Origin of the sequence: Komagataeibacter diospyri (assembly GCF_006538165.1) — a bacterium.
GTDB lineage: Bacteria > Pseudomonadota > Alphaproteobacteria > Acetobacterales > Acetobacteraceae > Komagataeibacter > Komagataeibacter diospyri.
In genome coordinates, this window is sequence record NZ_BDLU01000032.1 from 50,662 (window position 1) to 64,304 (window position 13,643).

The window sequence follows — 13,643 nt, forward strand, 5'->3', positions numbered from 1 at the left end:
CGATGCGCCTCTCCATGCTTCGCGTGGCATCCATTGCCGCCCTGCTCTGTGCCTCGGCTGGTGCATGCCATGCGCAGAACGTCGAGATTTCGTTTCAGGCCAATGCCGTGCTGGGGGCGGATGCCCTTAATGAGATCCAGAAAAACAAGGTCAGCGTAACGAACGGCACGGCCACGAACCTGACGGCCAGTGCCCCGACCATCACCGGGGGCAGCGCCAGCGGCACGGACCTGACCGCCGCCGTCGCCACGGCGTTTTCGGGTTCGGTGTCCCGCGCCCTGTCCGCCCATCTGGGCGACCGGGTCAACGTGCTGGATTTCGGCGCGAAGGGGGACGGTACGACCGATAACGGGACCGCGTTCACGAACGCCATCAACGCGGCGCAGGCCAACGATCAGGATGTGGATTTTCCGTATTCCTCCACCGGTTACGTGGTCAACACGGGCATTTTCCCCAACACCACCAAGGGCCGTTTCAACTTCAACGGCAACGTGTTTTCCGGCACGGCGCTGGGCACGCCCGGAACCGGGGCCGGCACCTTCAATTCGCTCTATACCAATCCCTGGCTGATCGTCACCGGGACCAAGGAAGAAATCGACCCGGCCGCGCTCTCCCTGCCATCCAGCGGCTCGGCGCTGATCGGGCGGGCGCTGGAATGCCTGCCAAACCGGCCCAACACGTCCGACACCGTCAAGACCGGACGGATGGTGGCCTGCCTGTATATCGGGGCCGATACCGGGACAGGGGGCGCATCGGGCACAACTTACAGCATGGAACTGCTCAACTCGGTCCTGAACCTCAGTTCCAGCTCGGGTGCTGCGCAGGAAATTGACGTCAATTTCAACGGCAAGGTGCTGGATGGGGGCGTTTCGCGTGGCCTGTTCATCACGGGCGGCGGCGCTGCAGGCAACACCACCAGCTCGGTGGCGATCGATATCCAGCACAGTGACTATTCCGGGGGCCTGCTGCCCTGGTCCACCGGGATTTCCATCCGGAATGCAACGGTCGGCCTTCGGACCTATGCGCGATCCGATGGCACCGGGTTCCTTTACCAGGGCTACAACGCATCGGGAACGCTCGTCAGCGAGATTGACAATAACGGATATGGCACCTTCGCCAACATAACCGGCACCACCCTTGCCGGAACCGGGAACGCGTACGCCTGCATCAATTCGTCAGGGCAGCTCTACCGCAGTTCCACGGCCTGCGACTGACTTCCCTTCCCATCTTTCTATCAAGGAGCTACAGGAATGCAGCTTGCCATCGCATCGAATACGGTGAGCGAGGCCAGCCGTGACATCATGCCGACAAGCGGTACGCCGGGCTGGCTGACGGACGGCAATCCCGCCACCGGCGTGCCGGCCAGCGGGGACGCCGCCTGCAACATGAACATGATCATGGCCGAAATCATCCAGCCGATACTGGATGCTGGCCTGACGCTTGACGCGACCGACTGGGGCCAGCTGTCGGCCGCGATCAAGATCCTGATCCAGAAGGGCATCACGGCCGCCGACCTGGTCGCCCTGGACCAGATCGCCTGCCAGCAGGGCACGAACGGGTATCTCAAGATCCCGGTCAGCGCGACCCAGTCCATCCTGATCCAGTGGGGGACGTTTACCGGCGTCACGGATAACGGTCCGACCAACGGGATTTACGAATGCTCGGCCGGTATCGTTGTCTCATGGCCAATCGCCTTTTCCACGCTGTTCATTGCCCTGGCCGGCAACGCCACGGACGTGACGGGATACGGCCAGCAGGAACAGGCATGGATCTGGTCATCGAACGTGAGCGGCGGGAAATTCTCGGTCGCCTGCCGCACGCAGAACGCGACAATGACCGGCTCATACATCGCAATAGGGATGGCGTAAGACAGACATGACCGACAGCACGCAGACGGCGGCACAGACACCGCAGGCCAAATTCTCGCCCGCGACGGACGGCTTCTACCTGGTCGGGATCAGCAGCGTCATCCCGACCGATGCGATTGACGTCAGCGCCACCGACTATGCCGCCCTCATGGCGGCGCAGGCAAAGGGGGCGACGATCAGGGCCAATGCCAACGGGGCGCCCGAGGCCATCGCCGGCAATGGCGACGTCATTGACCTGACCACCGTGGCGACAGCCGCGACCTTCACGTATGCCCCGCCCATCACGCTGCAGCAGCAGGCCTCCACGGCGTTCTCCGCCGCGTCGGACCTGATGTGGGACGAATATGGCTGCCTGGGCGAGACGCCGCCCACGGAATGGACAACCTACCTCAAGGCGCTCAAGGCCATCGCCAGCGGGACGGATACGACCATCACCGCGCTGCCGGCGGCCCCCACGGACACCACGTCCGACGCCACCGCGTCGACCACGACCCAGACGGCTACGACCGCGACAACGCAGACGGCGGCCGCCGCCACTTGATGCGGGTCTCCGGCCCGTTCCGCGCCTGCCTGACCGCCCTGTGAGGCGGTTTTTTATTGCCTGGAAATCTGATGTTCATTCTGTGGAGACTGCTGGGGTTCGGTGAAGATCCCCAGCTGCGTGACCGGCTTGTCCGTGTCGAGACCAAGGTCGAATCAACCGAGACGGACCTGCGCGCCCTGCGCGTCGAGGTCCGCACCCTGTCGACCGAAATGCGCGAATGCATGGGCCAGCTGATCGGCGGCATGAAGGCGGTCAAGGCGATCGGTACGGCCATCGTGGGCCTGATCACCGTCATCGGCACCGTGGCGGCCGCCCTGTTCGCCTATCCGCCGTTCTGCGACTGGGTCACGCATCTCCTGCACGGTGGCCATCCATGACTGCGGGCAATGCCCCGAACAAGGAACATGACGACATGAGCGAAAGGCTCCCGCGCGGCATCCGCAACAACAACCCGGGCAACCTGGACTATGTCGGCCAGCCCGGCGCGCATCTTGAAACCGGCGTGCCCTGCCCGCGCTTTGCCGCCTTCCCCACCATGGCGGACGGCATCCGCGCGCTACGCGACCAGCTATTGCGCTATGGTGAGCGGGGCCTGACCACGGTGCGCGCCATCATCTCCGTGTACGCCCCCGCCAGCGAGAACCCCACCGGGGCCTATGTTTACGCCCTGTGCAGCCATATGGGCGTGCAGCCCGATACCGTGCTGGACCTGCGCGACCCTGCCATCCAGCGGTCGCTGATCGCGGGCATCACGACCATGGAGAACGGGCCGGGCCATCTCAGCCCGGACCAGATCGCCCAGGCGCTTCAGGCTACGCCTGCGGTGCCCCACCCCGTCAGCGAGGCCTGATATGGATCCTGTCTCTCTCCTGCAGGATGTCCTGTCGATGCTCCCCGCGCAGTATGCCGGCGACATCGTGGTCATCGTGTCGTTCCTGATCTCGACCTGCGCCCTGATCGCGCGGTTCTGGCGGCCGCCGGATCCAACATCGAAATGGGTGCTGGTCTGGACCATCGTCACCGCCATTGCCCAGGCGCGCGGCTGGAACCTGCCCGCCTACCAGCCGGGCAAAAAGGCCGCGATGGTGCCCGCAACGGTTCCGCGCAGGGAGGTCGAGCAGCGCCTTGACGTGCCGCCCGGTTCCACCCGGCCGGGCAAACCACCAGTGCGCGCTTCCCCGCCTGCCTGACTGCTACAGCCCCGGCCCCGTGGTTGGACGGCCGATAAAGGCCGGGACTGCGCGCGCAGGATACGCAACCGGAACACGCATTTGTGTAACAAACCACAACCCAAAGTAACCGCCCGCGAGGCGGTTTTTTTTATGGAGACGCCAGATATGGCTGACGATACCAGCACCGCCATCCCTGCGCTGGAAGGCCTGCTCGAAACCGCGCTGGGCAAGCGCGACACGGCCGCCACGCAGGCGGACATCCAGCTGGGCGGCACCGTGCTGCAGCTGCTGATCCCCGTGATTGTCGAACGCGCGGCCCCCAACCTCGACCTCGCCGGTGTCGATGCCGCCATCACGAAGATCGTGGGCGGGGTCGCGGACCTGAAAACCGCGATCGAGGCGAAGCCGGCAACAGTGGCCGCTACGGTTGCGCCCGCAAAGGTCGAGGCCCCGCACCCGGTCGTGCCCGGTCAGCCCGTTCGCTGACCTGTCAACCTGATCCGGCCGGTCTGTAAACCGACCGCCGGGCCTCCCGCATCCTGCCACCTGTAAACTGGTCCACCTGCATCACACGAAAAACGCCGGTTTCCTGCGGCGTTGTGGTGCGGGTGGACTATTTTCATATCAAGACTGGAAAACTGGTCCATGACCCAGCGTGTCAACTTCGTCGCCGTCGATGGCGGCCGCCGCCGTTTCCTTGGCATGGGGCTGCTGTCAGCGGCCGGCATCGCCGCCGCCGCGATGCTGCCCGGGTGTAAGAGCACCACCACCGGCAACGTCACCACCATCACAATCAACGTGGCCGAGATCAAGGATTACGGGCAGGCCGGCCTGAATGCCGTCACCACCGTCCTGAGCATCGCGGCCGTCGCCAGTGCGATCGGCACGCCTGCCGTGGGCATCATCGGTCTGGCGGATACGGCACTGTCCACCGCCCTGACCGACTTTTCCACGGCGGCCGGGTCCACGCTGACCATCACCTATGACGACACGGACTGGAAAACCCGGGTGGACAGCATCCTGTCCGCGCTGACCAAGGTGGAAAGCGACCTGAGCGCCGCGATCACCGGGGTCTCGACCAAGGTCCCCAGCACGGACCTGTCCGACGCCAACACGGCCCTGAACGCCCTGGGCACCATCGTGTCGGCCTTCAAGGCCCTGCTGGATAGCGTGGCTACGCGCCGGAATGTCGGGGCACGCCTGTCGGGTTCTGCTGCAGCCCCCTCCCAGGCACAGGTGCAGCAGGCGCTCCAGGTGCTGGGGGTGACGGCATGACGCGCACCGGCATCTTCGCTCTCTGGGCTGCCAGCACCATCGGTGGCGTGCTTGGGGGCTTTATCCTGCTGGCCTATCTGTCGAGCAATTCACGATGACGCCCTTCATGGAGGGCGTCATCTCCGGTGCGGGCGGCGTTGTCGTCCTCATTGGATTGCTGGTCACGATCCCGCTCAAACTGCATGCGTGGTATATGGCAGCACAGTTACGAGACCGCGGACTCCAATAAAGCAAGATTGGTTCAAATCGAGCATTCCATAAGATTCCAGATACCTGCAAGCCATCAAGAAACCTGAGGAAATAAAATTCATAGAATTCTAAAAAATCTAACGCGTGAAGTATTCTACAGCAGCAGATACCATTGAGTTGACCTTTCCATCTATTTTCTTAATATTTTCATCATATGGCCTTGGTTTACTTTCTCCATAATGAGTAAATTTGCTTGTCAGCCAGTTTTTGATTACAGGCGTAATGGCATCCCTTATTTCTCTTGAGTTTAAATTCCACATCCTTGATTTATCTCTAAGAGCATCAGCTCTCCCTTTATCTGAAGGATGCAATGCAAAATTCAGGTCGACCCGCGAATAACATCCGCATATACAGTCTTTTATTTCGTGCAGAGCGTCTTCTCGTGACATCTATATAGTTTCCTTTACTTTATGCGACTGCTAAAACCTCGACGGTAGCTCGCCGCCCTAATGCGTGAAGTGCAGATTCTACACGACCGATTTTACTCTCATGTAGCAGATCCCGCATGCGCCGCACGGACGATTCCGCCACACCCAACCGACGCGCTAGTTCCACGTTACTGACCTTGTTCTCGAGCATGGCCATATGCAGTGCCAGCTTGGCGGCTTCCAGCATAGGCACATAGACCAGCGGGCGACCATTGGCCGCAGGCGGCATGGGAACGGCAACACCATCATCCACATAGATGGACAGCGACGTAACCAGAAGGTCCCGGGCCTCGCGCAGGGCTTCCTCCCGGGTTGCGCCCTCGGTTGCCCCCGGCAGTCCCTCGAATGAAGCCGTGATGGTGCCGTCCGGATTGGTCTCCAGATCGACCGGGTAAGCGTAAAGCATCCTCATACCTCCAGATCGGTTTCGGTCAGCCCGAGATCCTTGAGGATCTTGCGGAACGTCCCGGTGGCAATGTCACCGCGATGGTTCGACACCACGGTCGGCTTGCCGTTCAGCCGCACCACGATGTGCGACCCCTTCCCCTTACGTTCGGTCATGTCCCAGCCATTTTTGTTGGCGAGGCGGCGGAGACGGGCGAGGAGGTCAGCGGCTTTCATGTCCACAATATCGCGCATATATGCGCGAATGTCAACGGAAATCGATCATAAATGAACGAGAAAAGCCCCCAGCTTGCGAACATGCGCAAGCTCGGTTGCCATCCTGCTCAAAGGCGCAAGGGCCAGCCCTTCCTATACGCCATGCGCGGGTTCATGGCCCGGCAGGCCCCTGTGCGGCTGGATCGCAGTGGTATCAATCCCGCACCGCTGATGCTGGGCAATGACGTACTGGGGGACTGCACCAGCGCAGGCATCGGCAATCACCTGCGCGCCACGGCTGCATTGGCAGGCTTCCAGATCACCGTCGCCACACCGGACGCCGTCCAGTTCTATTCCCGCTCTACCGGCTACGTGCCCGGCAATCCCGCCACGGACAATGGCGGTGTGGAGGTGGACGTACTGACGACGGCCCTGCGCAATGGCTATGCGCTGGCGGATCAGACGCTATTCCCGCTTTGGGGCAGCGCCGATCCCGGCGACCTGAACGGGATCCGCAACATCACTGCAGGCCTGTCCGCCGCCTATCTGGGCATACAGCTGGCCACGGCGGATATGTGGGAGGATCAGGACGGCAACCTGCCGCCCGTGTGGGACACGGACAGCCCGGCCGACCATGGCGATCCGACGCCGGGCAGCGCTGGCGGTCATTGCCTGCTGCTGTGGGATTATGCCGGCACGGCCGACACCGACCTGGTCACGCTGCTGACTTGGGGCAGCCTGCAGAAAGCGACATGGCGCTGGGTCCGGTCGCGGATCATGGAAGCGCATGGGCTGGCATGGCGTCAGCTTCATGAACCGGGCAGCCTGTACCCGGCCGGTGATGACTGGGCGGCGCTGGTCGCGGCCAATGACGCATATCTGCGCGGCGCGGCATGAGCCGGGCTGACCGGCTGACATTTCTGTTCGCCTGCATGGTGGCCGTATCCGGATTTTTTTATCATCCACCGACTCACCATGCCTTCACCTCCATGATGTCCTGCAGGCGCGTCGTGTAGGCGGGCGACAGCATCGCTTGGCGAGCGCGCCACGTCCGGTCCAGTCCGTTGGAAAGCGGCCTGACCGTGCCGCGCCCATAGCGGCCGTTCACCGCATCCAGTGCGTCCATAAGCCGGGATGACTTTACCGGGTCCCGTGTCTGGAACAGCCCGGTCTGCATGCCAGCCGGACACAGTCCATCCAGCATCACGCCCGCCTTGAAATACCGATACCCCGGCTTCCAGATCCTGCGCAGCAGCCGGAGCGCCTCGGTAATCAGGACAAGCGTGTCACTGGTCGGCTCAATGCCACAGGATTGCTGGTTGGCGTACCAGCTTGTGTCCTTCTGGTGCGGGTTGGTCTGGATGAACACGGTCATGAAAGAGGCTGTCATTCCCTCAGCCCGCAGCTTTTCCGCCGCCGTAGTCGCATAGTGAGAGACGGCCTCGCGCAGGTCCGTCCAGTTATCGACCAGCCGGCCAAAGGTGCGGGTGCAAGCCAGTCCCTGCCGTGGCGCCGCAACCTCAGACAACGGCAGGCAGGATTGACCCCGCAGTTCGGCCTGCACGCGGGCACCGACCACTGTCAGCATGCTCCGCGCAGCCCGGCTGTCCATGGCCACGAAATCGGCAATCGTCTGGATCCCGGCGCGCTGGAGCTTTTCAGCAGTGCGGCGGCCGATGCCCCATACTTCCCCGATGGACAGTTCGCGGAAATAGGCCTGGCGGTCTGCCTCCCTGCTCAGATCGCATACGCCATCCAGTTCGGGCCGGTCCTTCGCGATACCATTGGCCAGCTTTGCGATCGTCTTGGTTGGCCCCCAGCCGATGCAGGTGGGGATCTTCGCCACGGCACGCACTTCGTCACGCAACTCACGGCAGAAAGCCGGCAGGTCATAGGGCAGCCCGGACAGGTCGAGGAACATTTCATCGATCGAGTAAGGTTCGACGCGAGGCACCCGGCTTTCCAGCACCTGATACATCCGGCGGCTCATGTCGGCATACAGCGGGTAATTGCTGGAATACCACTGCACGCCCTTTAGATCCGGTCGCTGCCGGATGAGATGCCAGGCATCGCCCATCTTGATGCCCAGCTGCTTGGCCTCTTTCGTGCGGGCTATGGCGCAGCCGTCATTGTTGCTCAGCACCACAACCGGTGCCGTGCGGATCCGCGCCTCAAAGACCCGCTGGCATGAGCAGTAAAACGAATTCGCGTCGATCAGGCCATATATCGGCATGGCCTAGATCTTCATGCGCACCAGGGCGGCGACCACGGCCCACACTTCCGAATCATGTGCAGGGTCCAGCGGATGCATCTGGGCATCCTGCCCTTTGCCCGAGCGCAGCCACCATGCTCCGCGCTGCCGGGTGATCTCACATACGATGGTCTGGTCCTGCCAGCGGGCCACGACCACGCAGCCAGACTGCGGTCGGGCTGCGGTGTCCACGATCAGGATATCCCCGTGCAGGATCCCGCGCGCGGCCAGCGCGTCCCCCACCACACGGACGGGATAGCGGTTTGGTCGGTGCAGATCGAGGGCTTCGCTCAGATCGATCGGCCCCTCGGTACTGTCAGAAGCCGGGGAGGCAAAGCCCGTAGTCCTGTCTCCTGCGTAAGCCCCTGACATGATCAGCCCGTCCTCTCTCAAAGATGAAATGAACGTAACATGAACAAGCCAAACGGTGTCAAGTTTGTTCTCGTAATGTTTTGCTGCATGGTGCTGTCTGCCTGCGCAATCCATCCTGCGAGGATCTCCACCACCATCCCGCAGGCCATGGCCGGTATTCAGGCCAGTCTGGCGCAGGCCGGGGTGGTGTCGGTATCGCATGCGGGCGATTGGACAGAGAATCAGGATGCCCGGTTCACGCGCGCTGTGCGTGCCGCCCAGTGCAGCCAGAACGTGGCCGACCCGGTGGTGGGCACGATTGCGGGCGATGTGACACTGCAGCTGTCCGGGCAGTTCACGCAAGGCGGCCAGTTCAGCGTGGGGGCGATCACGACCGCGCCCACCTTTGGCATGCAGGCCGATGCCAGCCGGGTACGCGGGCAGACGGTCAGCTTGCCGGTGGCCTATGCGCCCCTGTCATCCATGCCTGACGTGGAGATGGGGCGGCAGCTCGGCTATGAGACGGAAATGCTGGCACAGAACGATGATGCCCGGCACGCCGAGGCAACCCGGCTGATCGCCGATCGGGAAAGGCTGCGTGGTAGGGTGCAGGCTATGATTGATACTTGGGCTGCCAGCGAATGCGTCAGACCCTCGCCTAGCGTCCCATTCGTCGGTCAGAAACGATAACTGCAAACGTCTCGACCCATACAAACGGATCGAGACGCCCGCAGGCATCGGTTTTGCAAAACATTCCCTTGTTTTTAAAGGAAATACCGGTGCCTTCTAAGCTGTGGGTCGCTGGTTCGAATCCAGCAGGGCGCGCCACTTTTCAATGACTTGGCGGCTAAAAAGTTTGCACGGTTTGCAGATGGTTTGCAGTGCACTATGGCTCATTGCGGTTTCGCCCTGCTCCAGAGCCTCCGTGCGGCAGCGATCGAGACCATCTTGCTGGTCTCCTGCCGCTGATACTGCTCCCACAACTGCATATCCGCGACATCAGTGCGGCGCGGCAGATATGTGTCGATAATCCGCTGGCAATAATCGATCCCATGGCCGCTGATCAAGGCGATCTGGGGCGTTGTGGCTATGACCTGATCCCATGCACGGCTGAAATTACGCCGCACCCACTTCTTTCCGGTCGGGCTGGGTACCAGCAGCTACGGACCTGGGTTTCCAACGCGGCCGACGACATTGCCCGACCGGACTGCCATTTCCTGATCGATCGGACGCACATTTGGTCACGTAACAGACCATGGGCACATCCAGCAGCGTCCCCGTCTTGGATTACCGCAAGACTATGCGCAGACGCCCGTCCCGTTCAGAAATGCGCGAAGCATCATGTCGCAACAACCATCCCGGTCAGGATCAGCTTGCCCCGTATCTCAGATGGAACCTGCAGGCTGGACTGCTGGACCTTCTGGAACGGAAGGACCGGCATGAAGCGTCCTGTCCGGAAAGCGGAAAGTGATGTCCAGATGCGGCGGATGCTGCATGCGCATCATCAAGAAAAGCTATGGAGATCTTTTCAAAGTTCCCCGATCGCAAGATAGCCTGTAACAGTTTGAAAATCACATATGCCCGCCCGGCTTCGGCTTTGGGGGAAATTGACGCCTGCAACACGGAACGCATGCGCATATGGAGCGGCGTGAAAACAGATAATTCTCAATGCAGCCTCAATGTCTGGCGTCATTTCATCAGGTAGGGCGCTTTCTTTCAGGCGCGTGATCTCCGCGTCTCTTTCCGCGCCCCTGCTCCCTCAGAATAACGCAATCATTCACCACGTTCCGATAATTACCCCTGTTTGCGTCCGGGGCCGGAACACCTGACGCGTCGGCATTTCGGGTCTGGTGTCTGGCAACCGGTCGAAGAAAGGGGCACCTTACCGCCCCCTGTAAGTTCTGGGAAATATTCTATTCCGGCATTAAGCCCGAACCACCCGTTATTCTTGTAATGATCCCGAACTTCGTGAATTCAAAGCAGGATTTGACCATATTCCATATCAGCCATTACAGTAATATATTGTAATTACAATTGACAGGATTTTTGTTTTTTATATCATACTCAATACGAAATCCGAATATGGAATGTATATATGTCCGAGGCAACAAATATAGAACTCGATCAGGATGAAGAAATATTTCTTGATCAATTTTCGGATTTTGTCCTGACCTCCCCTCTCAATCCTCGACCTGACGGACTAAAACAGGTCGGTTTTCTTGGGCGCAATATGGAAACAGGGCGACCGCCTGTCACCATTTATGGAAAAGATGGTCATTCCCCGGAACATCCTTTTAAAATCGTCTGTTATTATACCGAAGACAACATATACAAAGAATACGCGGAGCGCCTGCGGACAAGCGCAGCCCGTTTTGGCCTCGATTGCTATTTGAAGCCGATTCGGAGCAAAGGCATATGGGAACATAATTGCGCCTTGAAAGCAGAGTTCCTGCTTGAAGAATGGTCTACCTCCCCCGACCCGATCGTCTGGGTCGATGCCGATGCGACCATTGAAAACATGCCCTCCCTGTTTGCATGTATCAATGCTGATATCGCACTTCATAAATGGACATGGGATCATGCCCATGCCGATGATGGGTGGGAATTCTGTTCCGGCACGCTCTACCTAGGGAAATCTCCTTATACAAAGGCGCTGCTTGAACAATGGGTGCTGCGATGCCGGGCCGACCCGATGACATGGGATCAGGTTCATCTATGCAGTGCCTGGTGTGATATAAATAGCAAACTCCCGCTGAAGACGGCATGGTTGCCACGTGCTTATTTGCAGATCGAAGGCGCGCCGGAAACAGATGCCGATGTCATCAAGCACTGGCAGTGCTTCGCGCCAGCTTCGCGCCGAACGCAAGACATCTCATTCCACTGCCCTTAAGATTACCGATCAGGGCATGGTCGATCGTCAGTTGAATCGCCTCTGGCGCAAGCCGGAGGAACTCTTCTGGATCATGGAGGAAACCAGCGGTACGAATCAGGGAAACAATCTGAATTTCCCCGAGGGATTTGATGTTCAGGCTGCGTTGAAAAAATCTGTCGACGGACATTTTCCTGTGCTGGAAATAGGATGTGGCGTCGGTCGGATCGCGTCTCTGTTCAGGCCGGACGAATATATTGGCGTTGACATCAATCCAACCGCACTTTTACAGGCCAGGACGTTATTCCCCGACCATACGTTTCGTATTCATGATCAGGGTTACGAATATCCTGAAAGTCCAACAGCACTGTTTTATACTGTCCTTCTGCATGTTTCCGATCATGAGATCGAAAACATTCTCCAGCTTGCCACAAAGGACCGCGAACGTCTGATCATCGCAGAGATCATGGACCGGAGATGGCGCCGTTCTGGAAATCCACCAGTATTCAATCGTGACCCCGAGGAATACATACTGATCATGCAACGGATAGGATGGGGTCTGGCATCAGCTTTTAAATATGAATACGAACATTATGCGAGGCAGCCGTGGAATATAGGCCGTGACAGCCGCTTTACAATGCTGGCATTCGAACCAATACGGCCGGAATCGACTGCCCTGAATGACTGAACGGACTGCATGTCCGTTTGTAATGAGCAGGGTGTGCAGTCCGCCTTTTCTTGGTCGGGTCCCGGGCATGAAAGTTTCAACCGCTCATATGAAGGCTCTGGCATCAGGGACTGCATAGCTGCAGATGGCCATGACAGAGCGCTGTCATTCACGCTTTCGTCCGGTCAGGCACACGACTGCCATCTGCTTATCCCCTATGCAGTGATCTGCCGCGAAGGCACGGCGGCTCTATTTTCGCCCATTGGGCATCGGTCAGAATGACGCGATTCATATGGTCTTTGAATTATATTCAGAGGATTGAAAAAATCCTTACCAAAAACTTCGGGAGGCTCTTGTCTCCCGCCAATACCATCTGCACTGCATGCCGTTTTTTGTCATGTCTTACATTCGTATCCAGCCCGCAACCCGTCAGGCAGGAATGCGTTGCCTATCCATGGTTACGAACGCATTACAGCCAGAATATGGAAAGCTTTCATTAATAATGGTCACGACAGATCATTCATGTGACCATTTACTTTTTCATCATGCCGAAACCATAGCCTGATTATTCATTCCATTAATGCATACACAAACAATCCAGACGCAAAACCTTGTCCATGAATTCATATCTTTATTCAAGACAGTGAAACGACATTGATCACATGACAGGAAGACCATGAAAAAAACGATCCTGTGTCTGGGCGTGCTGGCCGTTACGGGGTGTGCCACCAGACCTGCCGAAATCAATGCGCAATATGTGAACCCCGAACCTTACATGCGGCAGAACTGCGCGCAGCTTGCCCAACTGGATGAAACGGACACACAGGCCCTTGCCTCGGCAGATGCAGGGCGCATGGCGCACACCCGATATATCCAGCCCGGCCAACTGAAGGGCGAACTGGACGCGGTCCATACGGCCGAACGCGGCAAGAATTGCGTGGGGCGCTACAACGCGTCAGATTATGACAGCACCGGCGCGGTCTATCCTGACAGGATACTGCCTGACCGTCCTGCCCCGGCGGTGACGACCATGCCCGCCCGCAGCAATATCCAGAGCGGCGTCAATCCGGGCACAGGCACAGGCAGCATTACGGCACATTCCTCTGTCGCCGAACAGCAATTGTCCAGCCCGACTTATGTCGCACCGACCAGTCGTGCCTCCAGCTATCCAACGCCGAGCATGCCGGTACCAGCCGCAGGCTATACGACGTCCCCGTCCTATACTGCCAGTCCATTCCAGTAACCTGGCACGTTGCCCGGCTTCCATCGGCGCACTGATAAATAAGAAACAGAAGTTTGCGAGTGTCGCCTTTTTTCAAAAAGGCGGCATTCTCCAAAGCTTTTTGAAGAACGCCTCACCAAAAACTTC

General features: G+C 59.3%; 19 protein-coding genes. 13 read left to right on the forward strand and 6 right to left on the reverse strand.

The features are described 5' to 3' along the window. Positions 1 to 2: 2 nt before the first annotated feature. The 8 genes from MSKU9_RS06165 to MSKU9_RS06200 all read left to right on the forward strand — a co-directional run bounded on the left by MSKU9_RS06165 (position 3) and on the right by MSKU9_RS06200 (position 4,859). A complete protein-coding gene (locus MSKU9_RS06165) occupies positions 3 to 1,214 on the forward strand; it encodes a glycosyl hydrolase family 28-related protein (protein ID WP_141260463.1) in 1,212 nt (403 codons plus the stop codon). 36 nt (positions 1,215 to 1,250) lie between these two features. Continuing rightward, positions 1,251 to 1,868 (forward strand): hypothetical protein, encoded by a 618-nt coding sequence (locus MSKU9_RS18535; protein WP_227002393.1) that lies wholly within the window; start codon positions 1,251 to 1,253, stop codon positions 1,866 to 1,868. Positions 1,869 to 1,875: 7 nt separating this feature from the next. Then, positions 1,876 to 2,409 (forward strand): hypothetical protein, encoded by a 534-nt coding sequence (locus tag MSKU9_RS06175; protein WP_141260464.1) that lies wholly within the window; start codon positions 1,876 to 1,878, stop codon positions 2,407 to 2,409. Between the two features lie 71 nt (positions 2,410 to 2,480). After that, complete coding sequence (locus tag MSKU9_RS06180) at positions 2,481 to 2,789, forward strand: hypothetical protein (protein ID WP_025438741.1); 309 nt, start codon at positions 2,481 to 2,483, stop codon at positions 2,787 to 2,789. Between the two features lie 35 nt (positions 2,790 to 2,824). Continuing rightward, positions 2,825 to 3,262 carry a structural protein gene (locus tag MSKU9_RS06185; protein WP_141260465.1) on the forward strand — a complete coding sequence of 146 codons (438 nt, stop codon included), beginning with the start codon at positions 2,825 to 2,827 and terminating at the stop codon, positions 3,260 to 3,262. 1 nt (position 3,263) lies between these two features. Beyond that, the gene (locus MSKU9_RS06190) at positions 3,264 to 3,602 is read left to right on the forward strand and encodes a hypothetical protein (protein ID WP_141260466.1); all 339 of its coding nucleotides are present in this window, start codon (positions 3,264 to 3,266) and stop codon (positions 3,600 to 3,602) included. A 147-nt stretch (positions 3,603 to 3,749) separates the two neighbouring features. Beyond that, positions 3,750 to 4,070: a hypothetical protein gene (locus MSKU9_RS06195; RefSeq protein ID WP_227002394.1), complete on the forward strand. Its 321-nt coding sequence runs from the start codon at positions 3,750 to 3,752 to the stop codon at positions 4,068 to 4,070. Positions 4,071 to 4,229: 159 nt separating this feature from the next. Beyond that, positions 4,230 to 4,859 carry a hypothetical protein gene (locus MSKU9_RS06200; RefSeq protein ID WP_141260468.1) on the forward strand — a complete coding sequence of 210 codons (630 nt, stop codon included), beginning with the start codon at positions 4,230 to 4,232 and terminating at the stop codon, positions 4,857 to 4,859. A 326-nt stretch (positions 4,860 to 5,185) separates the two neighbouring features. Here MSKU9_RS06200 and MSKU9_RS06205 read toward each other — a convergent pair whose 3' ends face one another. From MSKU9_RS06205 to MSKU9_RS06215, 3 genes are read right to left on the reverse strand one after another with little or no spacing between them, the layout of a single operon-like run. Further along, positions 5,186 to 5,497: a hypothetical protein gene (locus tag MSKU9_RS06205; RefSeq protein ID WP_141260469.1), complete on the reverse strand. Its 312-nt coding sequence runs from the start codon at positions 5,495 to 5,497 to the stop codon at positions 5,186 to 5,188. A gap of 19 nt (positions 5,498 to 5,516) precedes the next feature. Then, positions 5,517 to 5,942: a type II toxin-antitoxin system HicB family antitoxin gene (locus tag MSKU9_RS06210; RefSeq protein ID WP_141260470.1), complete on the reverse strand. Its 426-nt coding sequence runs from the start codon at positions 5,940 to 5,942 to the stop codon at positions 5,517 to 5,519. Between the two features lie 2 nt (positions 5,943 to 5,944). Further along, positions 5,945 to 6,175, reverse strand: a complete 231-nt coding sequence (locus tag MSKU9_RS06215; protein ID WP_078526102.1) for a type II toxin-antitoxin system HicA family toxin — start codon at positions 6,173 to 6,175, stop codon at positions 5,945 to 5,947. 63 nt (positions 6,176 to 6,238) lie between these two features. Between MSKU9_RS06215 and MSKU9_RS06225 the strand changes: the two genes are divergently transcribed. Then, complete coding sequence (locus tag MSKU9_RS06225; RefSeq protein ID WP_141260752.1) at positions 6,239 to 7,033, forward strand: hypothetical protein; 795 nt, start codon at positions 6,239 to 6,241, stop codon at positions 7,031 to 7,033. Between the two features lie 73 nt (positions 7,034 to 7,106). Here MSKU9_RS06225 and MSKU9_RS06230 read toward each other — a convergent pair whose 3' ends face one another. Further along, positions 7,107 to 8,369 carry a Y-family DNA polymerase gene (locus tag MSKU9_RS06230; protein ID WP_141260471.1) on the reverse strand — a complete coding sequence of 421 codons (1,263 nt, stop codon included), beginning with the start codon at positions 8,367 to 8,369 and terminating at the stop codon, positions 7,107 to 7,109. A gap of 3 nt (positions 8,370 to 8,372) precedes the next feature. Next, positions 8,373 to 8,759 carry a LexA family protein gene (locus MSKU9_RS06235; protein WP_141260472.1) on the reverse strand — a complete coding sequence of 129 codons (387 nt, stop codon included), beginning with the start codon at positions 8,757 to 8,759 and terminating at the stop codon, positions 8,373 to 8,375. Between the two features lie 39 nt (positions 8,760 to 8,798). Between MSKU9_RS06235 and MSKU9_RS06240 the strand changes: the two genes are divergently transcribed. Next, positions 8,799 to 9,428, forward strand: coding sequence for a hypothetical protein (locus MSKU9_RS06240; protein ID WP_141260473.1), 630 nt, complete (start codon positions 8,799 to 8,801; stop codon positions 9,426 to 9,428). Positions 9,429 to 9,631: 203 nt separating this feature from the next. Here the strand turns inward: MSKU9_RS06240 and MSKU9_RS06245 are convergent, their stop codons facing one another. Continuing rightward, positions 9,632 to 9,865, reverse strand: coding sequence for a hypothetical protein (locus MSKU9_RS06245; RefSeq protein ID WP_141260474.1), 234 nt, complete (start codon positions 9,863 to 9,865; stop codon positions 9,632 to 9,634). Between the two features lie 968 nt (positions 9,866 to 10,833). Between MSKU9_RS06245 and MSKU9_RS06250 the strand changes: the two genes are divergently transcribed. The 3 genes from MSKU9_RS06250 (at position 10,834) to MSKU9_RS06260 (ending at position 13,517) form a co-directional block, all read left to right on the forward strand. Next, a complete protein-coding gene (locus tag MSKU9_RS06250) occupies positions 10,834 to 11,628 on the forward strand; it encodes a glycosyltransferase family 77 protein (RefSeq protein ID WP_141260475.1) in 795 nt (264 codons plus the stop codon). A gap of 16 nt (positions 11,629 to 11,644) precedes the next feature. Next, positions 11,645 to 12,295, forward strand: coding sequence for a class I SAM-dependent methyltransferase (locus MSKU9_RS06255; protein WP_141260476.1), 651 nt, complete (start codon positions 11,645 to 11,647; stop codon positions 12,293 to 12,295). 655 nt (positions 12,296 to 12,950) lie between these two features. Further along, on the forward strand, positions 12,951 to 13,517 hold the full coding sequence (locus MSKU9_RS06260; RefSeq protein ID WP_141260477.1) for a hypothetical protein: 567 nt from the start codon (positions 12,951 to 12,953) through the stop codon (positions 13,515 to 13,517). Positions 13,518 to 13,643: the final 126 nt, after the last annotated feature.